This is a genomic window from Mycetohabitans sp. B3, assembly GCF_021498065.1.
Classification (GTDB): Bacteria; Pseudomonadota; Gammaproteobacteria; order Burkholderiales; family Burkholderiaceae; genus Mycetohabitans.
This window is the reverse complement of the sequence record NZ_JAHLKN010000004.1, coordinates 83,580-100,232: the sequence shown is the minus strand read 5'-3', so window position 1 is coordinate 100,232 and position 16,653 is coordinate 83,580. Positions and strand designations below refer to the sequence as shown.

General features: G+C 64.1%; 14 protein-coding genes and 2 pseudogenes. 3 read left to right on the top strand and 13 right to left on the bottom strand.

The features are described 5' to 3' along the window. Positions 1–134: 134 nt before the first annotated feature. The gene (purB, locus tag KQH55_RS01200; protein ID WP_076785454.1) at positions 135–1,523 is read left to right on the top strand and encodes an adenylosuccinate lyase; all 1,389 of its coding nucleotides are present in this window, start codon (positions 135–137) and stop codon (positions 1,521–1,523) included. Between the two features lie 59 nt (positions 1,524–1,582). Here purB and KQH55_RS01195 read toward each other — a convergent pair. From KQH55_RS01195 to edd, 3 genes and pseudogenes are all read right to left on the bottom strand, one after another. Beyond that, a pseudogene (locus KQH55_RS01195) lies at positions 1,583–1,749 on the bottom strand (gluconokinase); the annotation flags it as partial. After that, entirely contained in the window at positions 1,748–2,383 is a 636-nt protein-coding gene (eda, locus tag KQH55_RS01190; protein WP_235090031.1) for a bifunctional 4-hydroxy-2-oxoglutarate aldolase/2-dehydro-3-deoxy-phosphogluconate aldolase, read from the bottom strand. The gene eda and the pseudogene KQH55_RS01195, both read right to left, overlap by 2 nt. 49 nt (positions 2,384–2,432) lie before the next feature. Then, complete coding sequence (gene edd, locus KQH55_RS01185; RefSeq protein WP_235090030.1) at positions 2,433–4,268, bottom strand: phosphogluconate dehydratase; 1,836 nt, start codon at positions 4,266–4,268, stop codon at positions 2,433–2,435. 74 nt (positions 4,269–4,342) lie between these two features. On the opposite strand from edd, the pseudogene KQH55_RS01180 reads away from it, so the two are divergent. Next, positions 4,343–4,480 (top strand): annotated as a pseudogene (locus tag KQH55_RS01180) (transcriptional regulator); the annotation flags it as partial. 28 nt (positions 4,481–4,508) lie between these two features. Here the strand turns inward: KQH55_RS01180 and KQH55_RS01175 are convergent. The 8 genes from KQH55_RS01175 to KQH55_RS01140 all read right to left on the bottom strand — a co-directional run bounded on the left by KQH55_RS01175 (position 4,509) and on the right by KQH55_RS01140 (position 12,776). Then, positions 4,509–4,925 (bottom strand): CopD family protein, encoded by a 417-nt coding sequence (locus tag KQH55_RS01175; protein WP_076796943.1) that lies wholly within the window; start codon positions 4,923–4,925, stop codon positions 4,509–4,511. A 12-nt stretch (positions 4,926–4,937) separates the two neighbouring features. Continuing rightward, positions 4,938–6,209 carry a glutamate-5-semialdehyde dehydrogenase gene (locus KQH55_RS01170; RefSeq protein WP_235090029.1) on the bottom strand — a complete coding sequence of 424 codons (1,272 nt, stop codon included), beginning with the start codon at positions 6,207–6,209 and terminating at the stop codon, positions 4,938–4,940. Between the two features lie 120 nt (positions 6,210–6,329). Beyond that, on the bottom strand, positions 6,330–7,481 hold the full coding sequence (holA, locus tag KQH55_RS01165; RefSeq protein WP_235090028.1) for a DNA polymerase III subunit delta: 1,152 nt from the start codon (positions 7,479–7,481) through the stop codon (positions 6,330–6,332). 13 nt (positions 7,482–7,494) lie between these two features. Continuing rightward, the gene (gene lptE, locus KQH55_RS01160) at positions 7,495–8,043 is read right to left on the bottom strand and encodes an LPS assembly lipoprotein LptE (RefSeq protein WP_076787428.1); all 549 of its coding nucleotides are present in this window, start codon (positions 8,041–8,043) and stop codon (positions 7,495–7,497) included. A 23-nt stretch (positions 8,044–8,066) separates the two neighbouring features. Next, positions 8,067–10,661, bottom strand: coding sequence for a leucine--tRNA ligase (leuS, locus tag KQH55_RS01155; RefSeq protein WP_235090027.1), 2,595 nt, complete (start codon positions 10,659–10,661; stop codon positions 8,067–8,069). 207 nt (positions 10,662–10,868) lie between these two features. Further along, on the bottom strand, positions 10,869–11,126 hold the full coding sequence (locus tag KQH55_RS01150) for a hypothetical protein (protein WP_076785460.1): 258 nt from the start codon (positions 11,124–11,126) through the stop codon (positions 10,869–10,871). 37 nt (positions 11,127–11,163) lie between these two features. Then, entirely contained in the window at positions 11,164–11,961 is a 798-nt protein-coding gene (dapB, locus tag KQH55_RS01145; protein WP_076785461.1) for a 4-hydroxy-tetrahydrodipicolinate reductase, read from the bottom strand. Next, on the bottom strand, positions 11,961–12,776 hold the full coding sequence (locus KQH55_RS01140) for an outer membrane protein assembly factor BamE (protein WP_235090026.1): 816 nt from the start codon (positions 12,774–12,776) through the stop codon (positions 11,961–11,963). The genes dapB and KQH55_RS01140 overlap by 1 nt, the downstream gene beginning before the upstream one ends. 114 nt (positions 12,777–12,890) lie before the next feature. On the opposite strand from KQH55_RS01140, the gene fur reads away from it, so the two are divergent. Continuing rightward, complete coding sequence (gene fur / locus KQH55_RS01135) at positions 12,891–13,319, top strand: ferric iron uptake transcriptional regulator (RefSeq protein ID WP_076785463.1); 429 nt, start codon at positions 12,891–12,893, stop codon at positions 13,317–13,319. 80 nt (positions 13,320–13,399) lie between these two features. Here fur and gap read toward each other — a convergent pair whose 3' ends face one another. After that, positions 13,400–14,410, bottom strand: a complete 1,011-nt coding sequence (gene gap, locus KQH55_RS01130) for a type I glyceraldehyde-3-phosphate dehydrogenase (protein WP_076796940.1) — start codon at positions 14,408–14,410, stop codon at positions 13,400–13,402. Positions 14,411–14,489: 79 nt separating this feature from the next. After that, positions 14,490–16,523: a transketolase gene (gene tkt / locus KQH55_RS01125; RefSeq protein ID WP_235090025.1), complete on the bottom strand. Its 2,034-nt coding sequence runs from the start codon at positions 16,521–16,523 to the stop codon at positions 14,490–14,492. Positions 16,524–16,653 lie beyond the last annotated feature (130 nt).

Here is a 16,653-nt window from a genome sequence, read left to right as displayed (position 1 = left end):
TGCTCTGGCAGCACGACATACCGGCAGTACGGCGCACCGGCGACGTGGCGTAAGGCCAGCCTCACCGGGACACGGCCAATGGTAAAATGCGCGGTTCTCCACGCTTTTCCGGCGCCGCTGTGGCGTCCCGTGCCATGTCTGACATTCGTCCCGATACCCTCTTTGCGCTGACCGCGCTATCGCCACTGGACGGCCGCTATGCGGCCAAAACCGAAGCCCTGCGCGACTGGCTGTCCGAAGCCGCGTTCATGCGCCACCGCGTCACCGTCGAGGTCCATTGGCTGATCGCGCTGTCACAGGCCGGGTTGCCGGGAATCCCGGCGTTCTCCGCGTCATCCGAACAATTCCTGCTGCAACTGGTCGAGCGCTTTTCCCCGCGCGATGCCGCCCGGATCAAGGACATCGAGCGCGTGACGAACCACGACGTGAAGGCGGTCGAGTACTGGCTGAAGGAGTCGGTCAAGGGCCAGCCGGAACTGGAGCGCGCGAGCGAGTTCATCCATTTCGCCTGCACGTCCGAGGACATCAACAACACGTCGCACGGGTTGATGCTCAAGGGCGCGCGCGAGCATGTGATACTGCCAGCGCTGCGCACCGTGCACCAGCGGCTGGTCGCGCTCGCGCACGCGCACGCCGCGCAACCGATGCTCTCACGCACGCACGGACAGCCGGCCAGCCCGACGACGCTGGGTAAGGAAATCGCCAACGTGGCCGCGCGCCTATCGCGTGCCATCGACCGGATCGCCGCCGTCACACTGTTGGGCAAGATGAACGGCGCGGTCGGCAATTTCAACGCCCATCTGTCTGCCTACCCGGATTTCGACTGGGAAGCCTTCGCCCGAGATGTCGTGCAGACGCGGCTCGGGCTGACGTTCAATCCCTATACGATCCAGATCGAGCCGCACGACTACATGGCGGAGCTGTTCGACGCGCTCGCGCGGGCGAACACGATCCTGCTAGACCTGGACCGCGACGTGTGGGGCTACATCTCGCTGGGCTACTTCAAGCAAAAAACGAAGGCGGGAGAAATCGGCTCATCGACGATGCCGCACAAGGTTAATCCGATCGATTTCGAGAACTCCGAAGGCAACCTGGGCCTGGCCAACGCCACGCTGCGCCATCTGGCGGACAAGCTGCCCGTGTCACGCTGGCAGCGCGACCTGACCGACTCGACGGTCCTGCGCAACATTGGCGTCGCATTCGGCTATTCGCTACTCGCGTACGATGCCCTGATCCGCGGGCTCGATAAGCTCGAAGTCAATCCACAACGGCTTGATGAGGACTTGGATGACTGCTGGGAAGTGCTGGCCGAACCGGTACAGACCGTCATGCGCCGCTATGGAATCGAGAATCCGTATGAGCAGTTGAAGGAGCTAACGCGTGGCAAGGGTATCACCCGCGATGGACTGCACGCCTTCATCGGCACGCTGCCGATCCCGGACGAGGCCAAGGCGCGACTGCTGGCGATGACGCCGGCATCCTATGTCGGCAAAGCGGTCAAGCTCGCGCAACGCATCGGCTGACATCGATGCGCCGGCCGTGACGGGCGCGCATGCCGAGGCAGCCGCTCGGGCCGTGTGGATCAACGGGTGCGCGCGGCCAACCGCTCGAGTACCCGGCCGACGATGTGCTCCGGCGGCTCATCGATGCTCACCGTAATCGCCTCGTCAGGCCCGGCTCCTCGAGCGTGTCCCATTGACGTTGCAGCAACGACGGGCCAAAGAAGTGGCCGGTGCGGTGGTTAAGCTTAGGTATTGGGCCGCGCCAGTTGACTCGCCGCGCGCGCCAGGCGTGTCACCTCGGCCCAGTTTTGTGCGGCCAGCACCGCCCGGGGCGTGAGCCATGAGCCGCCGACGCAAACCACGTTGGGCAGCGCGAGAAAGCTCGTCGCCAACTCCTGCGTGATGCCGCCGGTCGGGCAGAACCGCAACGCCGGGAATGGTCCGCTAAACGCTTGCAGCATATCCAAGCCGCCGGCCTGCTGCGCCGGGAAGAACTTCACGATGTCGTAGCCAAGCTCGAGCGCGAGCAGGATGTCGGACGGCGTCATCACACCGGGCAGCAACGGCAAGCCGACGTCCTGCGCCGCCCGATGGATCTCGCGTGTGAGCCCCGGCGACACGCCGAATGTCGCGCCGGCGCGCTTAGCCTCCTCGACCTGAGCGGCGGTGGTCAGCGTACCAACGCCGACGACGATATCCGCGGCAAGCTGCGATGCGCGCCCGATCGCCTGCAGTCCGGCCGTGGTTCGCAGCGTGATCTCGAGCACCTTTACCCCGCCCTCGTACAGCGCGTGCGCGACGTGCTCGCCCTGCTCCACCGACTCAAATGTCAGGACCGGGATAACCGGGCCGATCCGCACGATTTCGCTCACGGGTCTCATTGCAGCTCTCCTGTAGTTCAGAATGGAACGATGCCCTCATTCGAGTCTCTCATTCGGTCATCGCGCCGAACACCGACGCCCCTTGCTCGGCCGGCAGCGCAGCGGCACGAAAAACGCCGAACAGCTCACGGCCAAAACCCAGTTCATGCTCGCGGCGATGCACGGGCTTTTCGTTCGCGCGGCGCGCCCATTCGGCTTCGTCCACGTCCACGTCCAATCGCCCGGCTTCTGCATCGAGCGTAATCACATCGCCGCTGCGCACCTTGCCGAGCGGGCCGTCGAGCAGCGCCTCAGGCGACAGATGGATCACTGCCGGCACCTTGCCCGAGGCGCCCGACATCCGGCCGTCGGTCACTAGCGCCACGCGCAAGCCCTTGTCCTGCAAGACGCCCAGCAGCGGCGTGAGCCGGTGCAGCTCGGGCATGCCATTGGCTCTTGCCCCCTGGAATCGCACCACGACGACGCAATCGCGCTCCAGCTCACCGCGATCGAAGGCGGCCTGCACGCCTTCCTGCGAATCGAAGACGATCGCCGGCGCGGTGACACTGCGATGTTGCGGCGCGACCGCGGAAATCTTGATCACACCTCGACCCAACCGGCCCTGCACCAATCGCAACCCGCCATCCGGCTGGAACGATTCCGCGGTGGTGCGCAGCACGGCCTTGTCGTGGCTCTCGCGCGGGCCGTCGATCCAGGCCAGCTTACCGTTGACCAGTCTGGGCTCGCGCGTGTAATGGGCCGACAAGCCGGCGCCGGCAACGGTCGTCACATCGTCGTGCAGCAAGCCTGCCTCGAGCAGCGTGCGCGTCAGGAACGCCATGCCGCCCGCCGCGTGATAGTGGTTAATGTCCGCCTTGCCATTTGGATAGATCTTCGCGAGCAGCGGCACTGCACGCGACAGGTCATCGAAGTCGTTCCAGTCGATCACGATGCCAGCCGCGCGGGCAATCGCCACCAGGTGCAGCGTATGATTGGTGGAGCCGCCGGTGGCCAGCAGCGCGACGATGCCATTGACAATCGCTTTCTCGTCAATCACTCGGCCGATCGGCGTGTAGTGCGCGCCTTGCGCGGTCAGTTGCAGCACGCGGCGTGCCGCCTCGGCGGTGAGCGCATCGCGCAGCGGCGTATGCGGATGGACGAACGCGGCACCGGGCAAATGCAGGCCCATGATTTCCATCAGCAGCTGGTTCGAGTTCGCCGTGCCATAGAACGTGCAGGTGCCGTGACCATGGTACGCGCGCGCCTCACTGTCGAGCAGCACGTCGCGCCCCACAGCGCCGGTGGCGAACTGCTGGCGGATCTTGGCTTTCTCATCATTGGACAGGCCACTGGTCATCGGCCCGGCGGGCACGAAGATCGTCGGCAAGTGGCCGAATTGCAACGCGCCGATCAATAGGCCCGGCACGATCTTGTCGCAAATGCCCAAGCACAGCGCCGCGTCGAACATATTGTGCGTCAACGCGATCGCCGTTGACATCGCGATTGTCTCGCGGGAAAACAGCGACAGTTCCATGCCGGCGTTGCCCTGCGTAATGCCGTCGCACATCGCAGGCACGCCACCGGCAAATTGCGCAATGCCCCCCGCTTCGCGCGCCGCCTGTTTGATGATGTCGGGAAAGTCGCGGTACGGCGCATGCGCGGACAACATCTCATTGTAGGCCGACACAATGCCGATGTTCGGCTGCCGCATCGCACGGATCGCGATCTTGTCCTGCCCTTCGAGCCCAGCAAAACCGTGAGCCAGGTTCGCGCAAGACAGCACGCCGCGCGCAGGAAACTGTCCTTGCGCATGCTCGATCCGGGCAAGATAGGCGTGCCGCGTTGCGTTGCTGCGCTCGATGATGCGATCGGTCACGGCCGTCAGCCGGGGGTGCAACGAAGCCATAGGAATCGCTCCTGGAAACGGGCGGCACGCGCAAGTGCGCCGGAAGGTTTGAATCGCCGGAGGGTCGCAAGTTCAGCAACTCGCCGCTGGCGCGGCTGGCCCCAATCAGCCTGTTGGCCAACATCGCCAAGGAAACCGACGTATTCTCGCCGATGACCTCGCGCATGTCACAAGTCGTCGCACAACGCCGTGTGGCCGTGCGCGACTGGTAACAAGCTGCTCGGAAGGGATGAAGGCCGCTCAAAAGGGCTTGAAGACCACCAGCGCGACTGCGCCGAGCAAGCCGAGCACCGGCAATTCGTTGAACATCCGATACCACCGGTCGGAGCGGCGGTTCGCGCCCCGCTCGAACGTGGCGAGCAACCTGCCACACATCGCATGATAGACGATCAGCAGCACGACGATCGCCAGTTTCGCATGCATCCACCCCTGCCCGCGACCGATGCCCACCACGAGCCATAGCCAGAGCCCGCACACGAGCGCCGGCACAGCAATCAGGCTCATGAAGCGATACAACTTGCGCGCCATCACCAGCAAGCGCCGCGACACGGCAGGTTCGATCTCCATCGCCAGGTTCACGAAGATGCGGGGCAGATAGAACAGCCCCGCGAACCAGGAGGCAATCAACACGATATGAAAGGTTTTGACCCACAACATGCACGAACTCCTTTATTGCCGCACTTCGCCGTGGCCCAGCACGACGTATTTCAATGACGTCAGCCCCTCGAGGCCCACCGGCCCGCGCGCATGCAGCTTGTCGTTCGAGATGCCGATTTCGGCGCCCAGCCCGTATTCGAAGCCGTCCGCGAAGCGCGTTGACGCATTGACCATCACGCTGGCTGAATCGACCTCACGTAGGAACTGCATCGCGCGATCGTAGTGCTCGGTCACGATCGCATCGGTATGCGCGGAGCCATACGTATTGATGTGCTCGATCGCCGCGTCGATGCCGTCCACCACCCTGATCGCCAGCACTGGCGCCAGGTATTCGGTACGCCAATCGGCCTCGGTTGCGTCCACGAGCGGCGCGACACCGGCATCGGCAAGGATCGCGCGTGCAGCCGAGTCCACTCGCAACTCGACAGCCTTGCCCCGGTACAGCTTGCCCAGCAGCGGCAACACGGTCGGCGCGATGCCCCGTGCGACGAGCAGCGTCTCCATCGTGTTACAAGTGCCGTACCGATGCGTCTTCGCGTTATCGCATACCGCCAGCGTTTTGCCGACATCGGCGCCATCATCCACGTAGACATGGCACACGCCGTCCAGGTGCTTGATCATCGGCACCCGTGCTTCATCGACCAACCGTTGAATCAAGCGCTTGCCACCGCGCGGCACGATCACGTCGACGTAGTCGGTCATTGTGATCAGCTTGCCAACCGCCGCCCGATCCGGCGTACCGACCACTTGCACCCCCGCCTCGGGCAGGCCGCTCATGCGCAGTGCCTCGGCGATCAGCGCGGCAAGTGCGGTATTGGATTCGATCGCCTCCGAGCCGCCGCGCAGGATCGTCGCGTTGCCCGATTTCAGGCACAGCGCAGCAGCGTCTATCGTGACATTCGGCCGCGACTCATAAATGATGCCAATCACACCGAGCGGCACCCGCATTTGGCCCACCTGAATGCCGGTCGGACGCGTCCTCATGCCGGTGATCTCGCCAATCGGGTCAGGCAGCGCTGCAACTTGCCGCAGGCCTTCGACCATCGTCGTCAGCGCCTTGTCCGACAGCGTCAGTCGGTCGATGAAGGCCGCATCGTGTCCGTTGGCCTGTGCCCGCTCGACATCGCGCGCGTTCGCGCGCTGGAGCGCGTCGGCCTGTCCCTGGATCGCCAGCGCGATCTGTTCGAGCGCCGCGTTCTTCGCGGCCACTGGCGCCCGGGCGATCGCCCTTGACGCCGCACGCGCGCGGCGACCCAGATCGGTCATGTAGCGGTCAATGTCCATCTTCGTGTTCCCGTAGTGCGTCAATGCGGTTGGTTTTGTGGACGCCAGATCCGCACAGATCGAAGCCGTTGCACGCGACCCGCCGCGCCACGCGGCAGTGCGATGGCCTCTATTGTAAGGCTACGGTCGTATCGCCCGCACGGCAGTGGCGGTGGCGCCGTGCGGCGCACTGCCACCCGCCCGGCACCCACCATCGCTGCCGCCGGGCCGCGCAATCGTCATCGCCAGATCGAACAAGCCATCCCACGGATCGGCCGGCGGCAGCGACGCGCGAGCGGGCGCGACGCCTACACGCGCCGGCACCCCGCCAGAGAGCCCCTTGACCTGCCGGTCCAGTCGCGCCGCGAGCGCCAGCGCCCGTTCAAGCGAACATTCGTCGACGCGCTGCAGCGCGGGGCCCATCAGCCGTTCACGCGGTCCCCACACGCGATTCTCGCGCATCAGAATCGCCAACGGCTTGCCGGCAGCCAGCCCCCGCTTGATTCGCGCCAGCACACGGATTTCCTCTACGACAGCCCACAGCACCAGCACCGTCGCCTCGCCTTCGCCGCGCAATCCATCGAGCATCCGCGCCAAGCGCGCAACATCGCCGGCAAGCATTGCCTCGTTGAGCTTGAACACGTCGTAGCGGGCGACGTTGAGTACCGCGTCCTGCACCTGCTCGAGCGTCAATTCGCCGGCAGGATACAACAGGCCGAGCTTTTGGATTTCCTGATGCGCGGCGAGCAGGTTGCCCTCGACCCGCTCGGCGATGAACTGCAGCGCGCGCCGCCCTCCGTCGCCGGCGACGATGCGCTGCTGCTGCGCCGCGAGCCGTTGCGCAATCCAGTTCGACAACTGCGCACGCTCGACCGTGTCGATGCGTATCGCCACACCAGCCTGGACCAATGCGGTGAACCATGCCGTCTTTTGCGTCGCCGCGTCCAGCCGCGGCAATGCAATCAACGTCAGCACGTCGGGATTGTCCGATGCCGCCAGCGCCTTCAATGCATCACCGCCATCCTTGCCCGGTTTGCCGGTCGGGATGCGCAATTCGATCAGCTGCCGCTCGCCGAACAACGACATCGATTGCGTGGCGCCGAGCAGCAGGCTCCAATCAAAACCGCGCTCGACAGAGAATACGTTGCGCTCGGTGAAACCGGCCGCGCGCGCCGCGGTGCGGATGCGCGCCACGGCTTCCTGCGCGAGCAGTGGCTCGTCGCCGTACACGACGTACAAGCGACCCAACGTCTTGGCCAGGTGCGACTCCAGGGCGTCTGCGCGCAGTTGCATCGTGTCGTGTCCGTTACAGCGGCGGCGTGGGCAGCGGCGCGCGCGGCGCCACCGCGCGAACCCCGCCATGGGCCGGGTGCAGCTCGCGCACTGCGCTCATGCGTCGCAACAGCTGGTCGAGCGCGTCGTTGCGCATATCGCGATACAGCAGTTCGAACTCCTGCGACTTCGCCAGCGCGTACTGGTCGGAATAGGTCATCGCCCGGTTGATACGGATCACGCTGGGCGGCAACAGCACTGTGCCATCGGCGCCGACCAATTGGTACGACATCGTGTAATCGAGTTCGTACTCGTTGACCTGTCCGGCCGCATTGAGCGTCAGCGCCCCGGTGCCGCGCCCCTCCGAAATCGACAAGATCACGTCCGCGCCGTCGGTGCTCTTGACGATCCGCGTCTGGCTGCCGCCTTCGACCAGCCGCTGAATCCGTGCGCCAAGCTCCGGACCCGGGCCGACCAGCGCAAGCCGCTTAAACGGGAAGCCATAGTTACCGCGCAGCTGGAAGCCGCATCCGGCCAGCAACAATGCCGCCGCAGCAAGCACAATGCAGGATCGGCGCGTCAGTTTCGATTCAGTCATGCAGGCCCTCAAATGACCACGTTCACGAGCCGTCCCGGCACGATCACCACCTTCTTCGGCATCTTGCCTTCACCAAACTTGTTGAACATCTCGTGCGCGAATGCCGCCTGCTCGATCGCCTCACGTGGCGCACCGTTAGCCACCTTCAGCGCGCCGCGCACCTTGCCGTTGATCTGCAGCACCAGTTCGACTTCGCTTCGCTCCAGCGCCTGCTCGTCCACCTTCGGCCACGGCGCGTCCAGCAGCGTGCCGAATTGCGTCGCGTAACCAAGTTCGCGCCACAGCGTAAACGTGACGTGCGGCACCACCGGATACAGTACGCGCAGCAGGATGCCATATCCCTCGTAGAGGACCGCGGCGCCGACGTCTTTGGCCGACTCCAATGCGTTGAGCATTTTCATCGCCGCGGACACGACCGTGTTGTACTGCAGCCGCTGATAGTCGAAATCGGCCTGCTTGAGCACAGAGTGAATCTCGCGGCGCAGCGCCTTGCCTGCGTCATTCAGCGTCGCAGCGTCCAGCGCCGGCCGCGTCGCAAACGTTGCATGATGCGCGTAGCCGAACGCCCACAGCCGTCGCAGGAAACGGCTCGCGCCTTCGACACCGGCACCGGACCATTCGAGCGACTGCTCGGGCGGCGCCGCGAACATCGTGAATAGTCGCGCGGTATCGGCACCGTGCGAATCGATCAGATGTTGCGGATCGACGCCGTTATTTTTCGACTTCGACATTTTTTCGACGCCGCCCATCTCGACCGGCTGACCATCGGCGTGCAGCACCGCGCTGACCGCACGCCCTTTGTCATCGTATGACAACGTCACGTCAGAGGGGTTGAACCACATCTTCTTGCCGGTCGCGTCCTCGCGATAGTACGTCTGGTCGAGCACCATGCCCTGCGTCAGCAGATTGGTCGCCGGCTCGGAAAAGTCGGTCAGCCCGAGGTCGCGCATCACCTTGGCCCAGAAGCGCGAATACAGCAAGTGCAAAATCGCATGCTCGATGCCGCCGATGTACTGGTCCATCGGCATCCAATAGTCGGTACGCGCGTCCACCATCGTCGGCGCATCCGGGCACGCATAGCGCGAAAAATACCAGGCGGAATCGACAAACGTGTCCATCGTGTCCGTCTCGCGCCTCGCGTCGGCGCCGCAGCGCGGGCACGTGCAGTGCATAAACGCCTCAGACTTGGCCAGCGGATTGCCGCTGCCATCCGGCACCAGGTCCTCGGGCAGCAACACCGGCAAGTCCTGCTCCGGCACCGGCACATCGCCACAGCTCGGGCAATGGATGATCGGGATCGGCGTGCCCCAATAGCGCTGACGCGAAATGCCCCAGTCGCGCAACCGGTACGTGACCTGCTTGCCGCCAAGCTCCTTCGCGGCTAGATCCGCCGCGACCGCCTCCACCGCCTGCTCGTAGCGCATGCCGTCATACTTGCCGCTGTTCACGCAGACGCCGGCGTCCTGGTCACCGTACCAGTCCTGCCACGCCTCGGTCGAATACACCTTGCCCTGCGCCGCAACGACCTGCTTGATCGGCAGGCGATACTTCGTCGCGAACGCAAAGTCGCGCTCGTCGTGGGCCGGCACGCCCATCACCGCGCCTTCGCCATAGCTCATCAGCACGTAGTTGCCAATCCAGACCTCTATGTCGGCGCCGGTCAGCGGATGCTTGACGAAGAAGCCGGTGGATACGCCTTTCTTCTCCATCGTCGCCATGTCCGCCTCGGCCACCCCGCCGCGCTTGCACTCGTCGATGAACGCCTGCAACGCGGGTTGGTCCCGCGCCAGCCGCGTGGCGAGCGGGTGCTCCGCAGCGATGGCTGCAAACGTGACGCCCATGATCGTGTCCGCGCGGGTCGTGAACACGCGCAGCAATTGCTGCTGCCCATCGATTTCATACGGGAAACCGAAGTTCACGCCATGGCTCTTGCCGATCCAGTTGTGCTGCATCACCTTCACGCGCTCGGGCCACCCCAGCGCATCCAGGTCCTGCAACAACTGCTCCGCGTAGTCCGTGATCCGCAAGTAGTACATCGGAATCTCGCGCTTCTGAACCACCGCACCGGAACGCCAGCCGCGCCCGTCGACGACCTGCTCGTTGGCTAGCACGGTCTGATCAACTGGATCCCAGTTCACCGTCCCCGTCTTCTTATACGCGATGCCCTTTTCGAGCATCTTCAGGAACAACCACTGGTTCCACTTGTAGTAGTCCGGTTTGCATGTCGCAATTTCACGCGACCAATCGATCGCCAACCCCATCGCCTGCATCTGTTTCTTCATGTAGGCGATGTTCTCGTATGTCCACTTGGCTGGTGGCACGCCGTTGGCGATCGCCGCGTTTTCCGCCGGCATCCCGAATGCGTCCCAGCCCATCGGCATCAGCACGTTGTACCCGTTCATGCGCCGGTGACGATACATCACGTCGTTGATCGTGTAGTTGCGCACGTGCCCCATATGCAGCTTGCCCGACGGGTACGGCAGCATCGACACACAATAGAATTTCTTTTTGTCGGCGCGCTCGGCACTACGATAGACATCGTTGTCCCGCCATGCTTGCTGCACGGCGGATTCGACATCGGCGGGAACGTATTTATCTTGCATGATGGTCGTCGGGGACAATCGGCTTGCGGCGTGCCGCGCAGGGGGCGCACATGCAGTACCGCGCCTTGGGAAAGCCAGAGGAAACGCCGATTATAGCGTCTGCGCGCCCGCGGACGGCACGCGCTTGCTTACGTCAGTGTGCGTCGTCGCCGACCGGCAGCGTCACGAACGCAATGCGCGTGAGCCCGGCCCGCTGCACGGCGCTCATCACACGCCGGCAATGGACTCGTAGCGGGTCGGCATGGTCTCGGCCCGCCGTTCCAGTTGCGCCGGCACCGGCTCACGGGCAGCTTGCACAAACCGCGTGAACAATTGCGCGGTATCGACCAACTGCCCGTCGCAGGACAAACGCCCGTCGGCGCCGATCGGCGCGAGCAGCACCTGGCCAAATCCGAGCCTGCGTCGCGATACGCCCATCGCATCGCGCAACACGCGCCCGCGCGCGACCCACTGCGCGGAACGCACCGGCGCTGCGATCGATGTGCCGCGGCGCGTACGACGACTAGCGCAGGCCCAGCACGTCCCACATATCGTACAGCCCCGCCGATCGGCCGGCCAGGAAACGAGCGGCCCGTACCGCGCCCTGCGCGTACGCGAGCCGGTTCGCCGATTTATGCGTGATCTCGATCCGCTCGCCGGTACCGGCGAACATCACCGTGTGGTCGCCGACGATGTCGCCGCCGCGGATGGCTGAGAACCCAATCGTCGACGGATCGCGCTCACCGGTCACGCCATGGCGTCCGTACACGGCACAGGATGCCAGATCACGACCCAACGCCGTTGCGATCACTTCGCCCATCTGCAACGCTGTGCCGGACGGCGCATCAACTTTGTGCCGGTGATGCGCCTCGATGATCTCGATATCGTAGCCGGTGGCGAAATGCGCAGCGGCCACTTGCAGCAGTTTCAACGTCACGTTCACGCCCACGCTCATGTTCGGTGCGAACACAATCCCGAGCGTCTGCGCGGCGGCGGCCAACTCGGCCTTCTGTGATTCGGCAAAACCCGTCGTGCCGATTACCATGCGAGTGCCGTGCCGGCGCGCCGCCTTTAGGTACTCAAGCGTGCCCTCGGGCCGCGTGAAATCGATCAGCACATCTGCATGCGCAAGCACGCGCTCCACGTCATCGGTGATCGCAATACCGGTCTGCCGCCCGGCGAACGCGCCAGCGTCCTGCCCCAGCGCGGCAGCGCCCGCGCGCTCCAGCGCGCCCGACAACGTGACTTCCGACGTATTCAGCACCGTTTCGACCAGCATTTGCCCCATGCGGCCCGATGCCCCTGCGATGGCAATCTTCATCATTGACGCGTCCCTTGTGCGCCGCTGCGCTCGAGCACCGGCTGGTTCTGCAGGCCCGCGGCACTGGGCGACGCCAGGCCGGTTGACGGATCCGGCGACGGTGCGACGCCAGTCGGCGGCAACGCGATGTGCTGCGGCGCGACCTGAGCAGTCGCGCGGTTCGCCGCGGCCGCGGCTTCCTCGTTGGCGGCTTGCGACGACGGCAACACACTGACACCGCTGACGCCGCTCGCCGCGGCCGTGCCAGCCGTGCCGGGCACTGGCGCAACCGGCTCGCTCGCCGCCGCTGCTGCCGACGCGTCAGCCGCAGCGGCCTTTGCCGCCTTGGCCGCGACGGCCTCGGCTTGCGCTTTCTTCAAACCCTTGCGGTCACCATCGATTTCGGCAATCAACTCGTACTCGGATGGCAGGTCGTCAGCCCCCGTCCAGCTTGCCACGTGATCGCCGACGAAATTCACGACCAAGTCTCGCTGCTGCACAACAGAAGTCGAGCCGCGCTTGAAATAGAACACATAGTCCCAGCGATCGGCATGGAACAGGTCGGTGAGCAGTGGTGTACCAAGGACGCTGCGCACTTCGTCGCGGGACATGCCAACGCGTAGCCTCGATGCAGCCTCCGCTGATACGAAGTTGCCTTGCACGACCGTGATCCGGTATGGGGTGATCGAACGCGCGATGCGTTGCGTCAGGCTGTCGTATGTCTTGCATGCACCGAGCGAAACCACGGCGGCCAGCACGACGACGCGGGCCGTTACCGCAAAGGCGGTGGCGCGCCTGCGCGACCCGGAAAAGAACGTTGAACTCATTTCACCCATAAAACGCGTCTGACGCTTTGATCGATTTGGGCCCGAGACACGTCTGCGCCGCCCGGAATACCCAAAAACCCATTACTATTAGAACCTTGCATTGTACTCTAGGGATGCCTAGCGATGACCAATCCCGCTGACCTCAAGAACATGGGGCTCAAGGCAACCTTGCCGCGCCTGAAGATTCTGGAGATTTTCCAACACAGTTCCGTGCGCCACTTGACCGCGGAAGACGTCTACCGCAACTTGCTCAATGAGGAGCTGGATATTGGCCTGGCGACTGTTTATCGCGTGCTAACGCAGTTCGAACAGGCCGGCCTGCTCACACGCAGCAACTTCGAGTCGGGCAAAGCGGTGTTCGAACTCAATGAGGGTACGCACCACGACCATCTGGTCTGTCTGGACTGCGGCCGGGTTGAGGAATTCTACGACCCCGAGATCGAGCACCGCCAGCAGTTGATCGCCCAAGAACGGGGCTTCAAGCTACAGGAGCACGCGCTCGCGATGTACGGCTCCTGCACGAAGGAAAACTGCCCGCACCGCAAGCCCTGATCGCGCTGCGCGCCAAAAAAAAAAGCCGCCCGGCCAGGCGGCTTTTTTGTCACACACGCTGCTGCTTGTGTGTTCGAGCGTTACTTCGCGTTGGCCAGCGCCACCGTCGTATCGAGCATCCGGTTCGAGAAGCCCCACTCATTGTCGTACCAGCTCGACACCTTCACGAGACGGCCCGACACCTTCGTGAGCGTTGCATCGAATGTCGAGGACGCTGGGTTGTGATTAAAGTCAACCGATACCAGCGGCGCGTCGCTGTAGGCGAGGATGCCCTTGAGCGCACCTTCCGACGCTTCCTTCAAGATCTTGTTCACTTCGTCCACGCTCGTATCGCGCGACGCGATGAACGATAGGTCGACGATCGACACGTTGATCGTCGGCACGCGCACCGCGTAGCCATCCAGCTTACCGTTCAGCTCCGGCAGCACCAGCCCGACGGCTGCTGCCGCGCCGGTCTTGGTCGGGATCATGCTGTGCGTGGCCGAGCGGGCGCGGCGCAGGTCCTCATGGTACACGTCGGTCAGCACCTGGTCGTTCGTGTACGCATGAATCGTCGTCATCAGGCCGTTCTCGACGCCGATCTTGTCGTGCAGCGGCTTGACCAGCGGCGCAAGGCAGTTCGTCGTGCACGAGGCGTTCGAGATGACCGTATCCGACGCCTTCAGCACCTGGTGGTTCACACCATAGACGATCGTCGCATCGACATCCTTGCCGCCCGGCGCTGAAATCACGACCTTCTTCGCACCACCCTTCAGGTGCGCGCTCGCCTTCTCCTTCGACGTGAAGAAACCGGTGCACTCAAGTACGACATCCACACCGAGATCGCCCCACGGCAGCTCCGCCGGGTTGCGGTTCGCGAGCACGCGGACCTTGTCGCCGTTGACGATCATGTAGTCGCCGTCAACCGAGACGGTGCCCGGGAACTTGCCATGCGCGGTGTCATACTGGGTCAGATGCGCGTTGGTCTGGGCATTGCCGAGGTCGTTGATCGCCACGATCTCGATGTCGTGCTTCTTGCCACCCTCATAATGGGCCCGCAGCGTATTGCGGCCAATACGGCCATAACCGTTGATTGCGACGCGAATCGTCATGTCTATCTCCTAATGGGTAAATGGCAACGCTCCGAGCAAGAGTGTGCGACGCACAGTCGGCACGTCACACACCCTCGGCTTAACCCAGTATCGACTTCACGGTGTCGACAACGTTATCGATCGTGAAGCCAAAATGCTTGAACAACACGCCGGCGGGCGCCGATTCGCCGAATGTGTCGATCCCAACCACGCCGCCGTCGATTCCCACATATTTATGCCAGAACGCCGTGACGCCGGCCTCGATCGCCACCCGCGCCACGCCGCGTGGCAGGACGCGCTCGCGCCATTCGGCATCCTGCCGATCGAACACCGTGGTCGAGGGCATCGATACGACACGGGCGCCGATGCCCACACGCGCAAGCGGCTCGACAGCGTTCAGCGCAAGCTCGACCTCGGAACCCGTCGCGATCAGGATCACCTTGCGAGCCGGGATATCGTCATTCCAGTCGCGCAGCACGTACCCGCCCCGGGCGACCGCCGCAATCTGCGCGTCGGTCCGCGCACAGAACGCCAGATTTTGCCGGCTAAAGATCAACGACGATGGACCATGGCGCTCGACCGCCTGCGTCCAGGCCACCGCGGTCTCGACCGTGTCGGCCGGGCGCCACACGTCCATGTTCGGAATCAGGCGCAGGCTCGACACGTGCTCGATCGACTGGTGCGTCGGGCCATCCTCGCCGAGCCCGATCGAGTCGTGCGTGAACACGAAGATCGAGCGGGTCTTCATCAGTGCGGCCATCCGCAATGCGTTGCGGCTGTAATCCGAGAAGGTCAGGAACGTGCCGCCGAACGGCAAGTAGCCACCGTGCAGCGCAATGCCGTTGAGCGCCGCGCTCATGCCGAATTCACGCACCCCGTAGTTGACGTGATTGCCCCATTGCAACACCTGCGTGCCGCTTTCACGGCCAGCGCGTACCGGCTTGCTGGCCTTCCAGTTGGTCAAGTTCGAGCCGGTGAGATCGGCCGAACCGCCCAGCAGTTCCGGCAACGCCGCAGCCAGCGCCTCGATCGCCTGCTGCGACGCTTTACGGGTCGCGACCGTCTCAGCACGCTCGTTGGCGGCGGCGATCAGCCGCCGCGCGGCATCGGCCCAATGCGCCGGCAGCCGGCCGGCGACGCGGCGCTCGAACTCGGCCGCCTGCTGCGGATACTTCGCGCGATAGGCGGCAAAGGCCTCATTCCACTCGCACTCGGCCTGGGCGCCCGTCTCCTTCGCGTCCCACAGCGCATAGACGTGCTGCGGGATCACGAAAGGTTCGGCGCCCCAGCCAATCGCCGCGCGCGTCGCGGCAATCTCCGTCGCGCCCAGCGGTGCGCCGTGCACGTCGTGGCCGCCGGCCTTGTTCGGCGCCCCCTTGCCGATGACGGTACGGCAGCAAATTAGCGTCGGCTTGTCCGACTGCTTTGCAGCGCAAATGGCCGCGTCCACTGCATCCACATCGTGACCATCGACCGCGCGGATCACGTTCCAGCCATAAGCCTCAAAACGCTTCGGCGTATCGTCGGCGAACCAGTGCCCGACATCCCCGTCAATCGAAATGCCGTTGTCGTCATACAGTACGATCAGCTTCGACAATCCCAGCGTGCCCGCCAGCGAACAAGCCTCGTGCGACACGCCTTCCATCAGGCAGCCATCGCCGACGAACACGTACGTGTAATGATCGACGATCTTCGCGTCAGGCTGGTTAAATTCGGCCGCCAGCAGCGCTTCGGCCAGCGCCATGCCCACCGCGTTGGCTAATCCCTGACCCAACGGCCCAGTGGTCGTCTCGACACCCGGTGTGATTCCGACCTCTGGATGGCCAGGTGTCCTCGAATGCAATTGGCGGAAACGCTTCAACTCGTCCATTGGCAAGTCGTAGCCGCTCAGGTGCAGCAGCGCGTACAGCAGCATCGACCCATGCCCATTGGACAGTACGAAGCGATCCCGGTCCGCCCAATGTGGATTAGCCGGATTGTGCCGCAGATGACGTTGCCACAGCGCCACGGCGATTTCCGCCATGCCCATCGGCATCCCCGGATGGCCGGAATTGGCTTGCTGAACGGCGTCCATGGCCAACGCACGGATTGCGTTGGCCATCATGGTGGTCTGGGTGTCGGGCGGGGTTGTCATGTCGGGTCCGGACTCAGGAAAAGCAGGGCCGCGCGCGTCGCGAGTCGCGGCCGCGCCGGCGCAATGGGAATCGCATGCGGGCACACCCGCGCGCGAAGCGTCGCAAAGATTATTATTCTAACAGACAGGC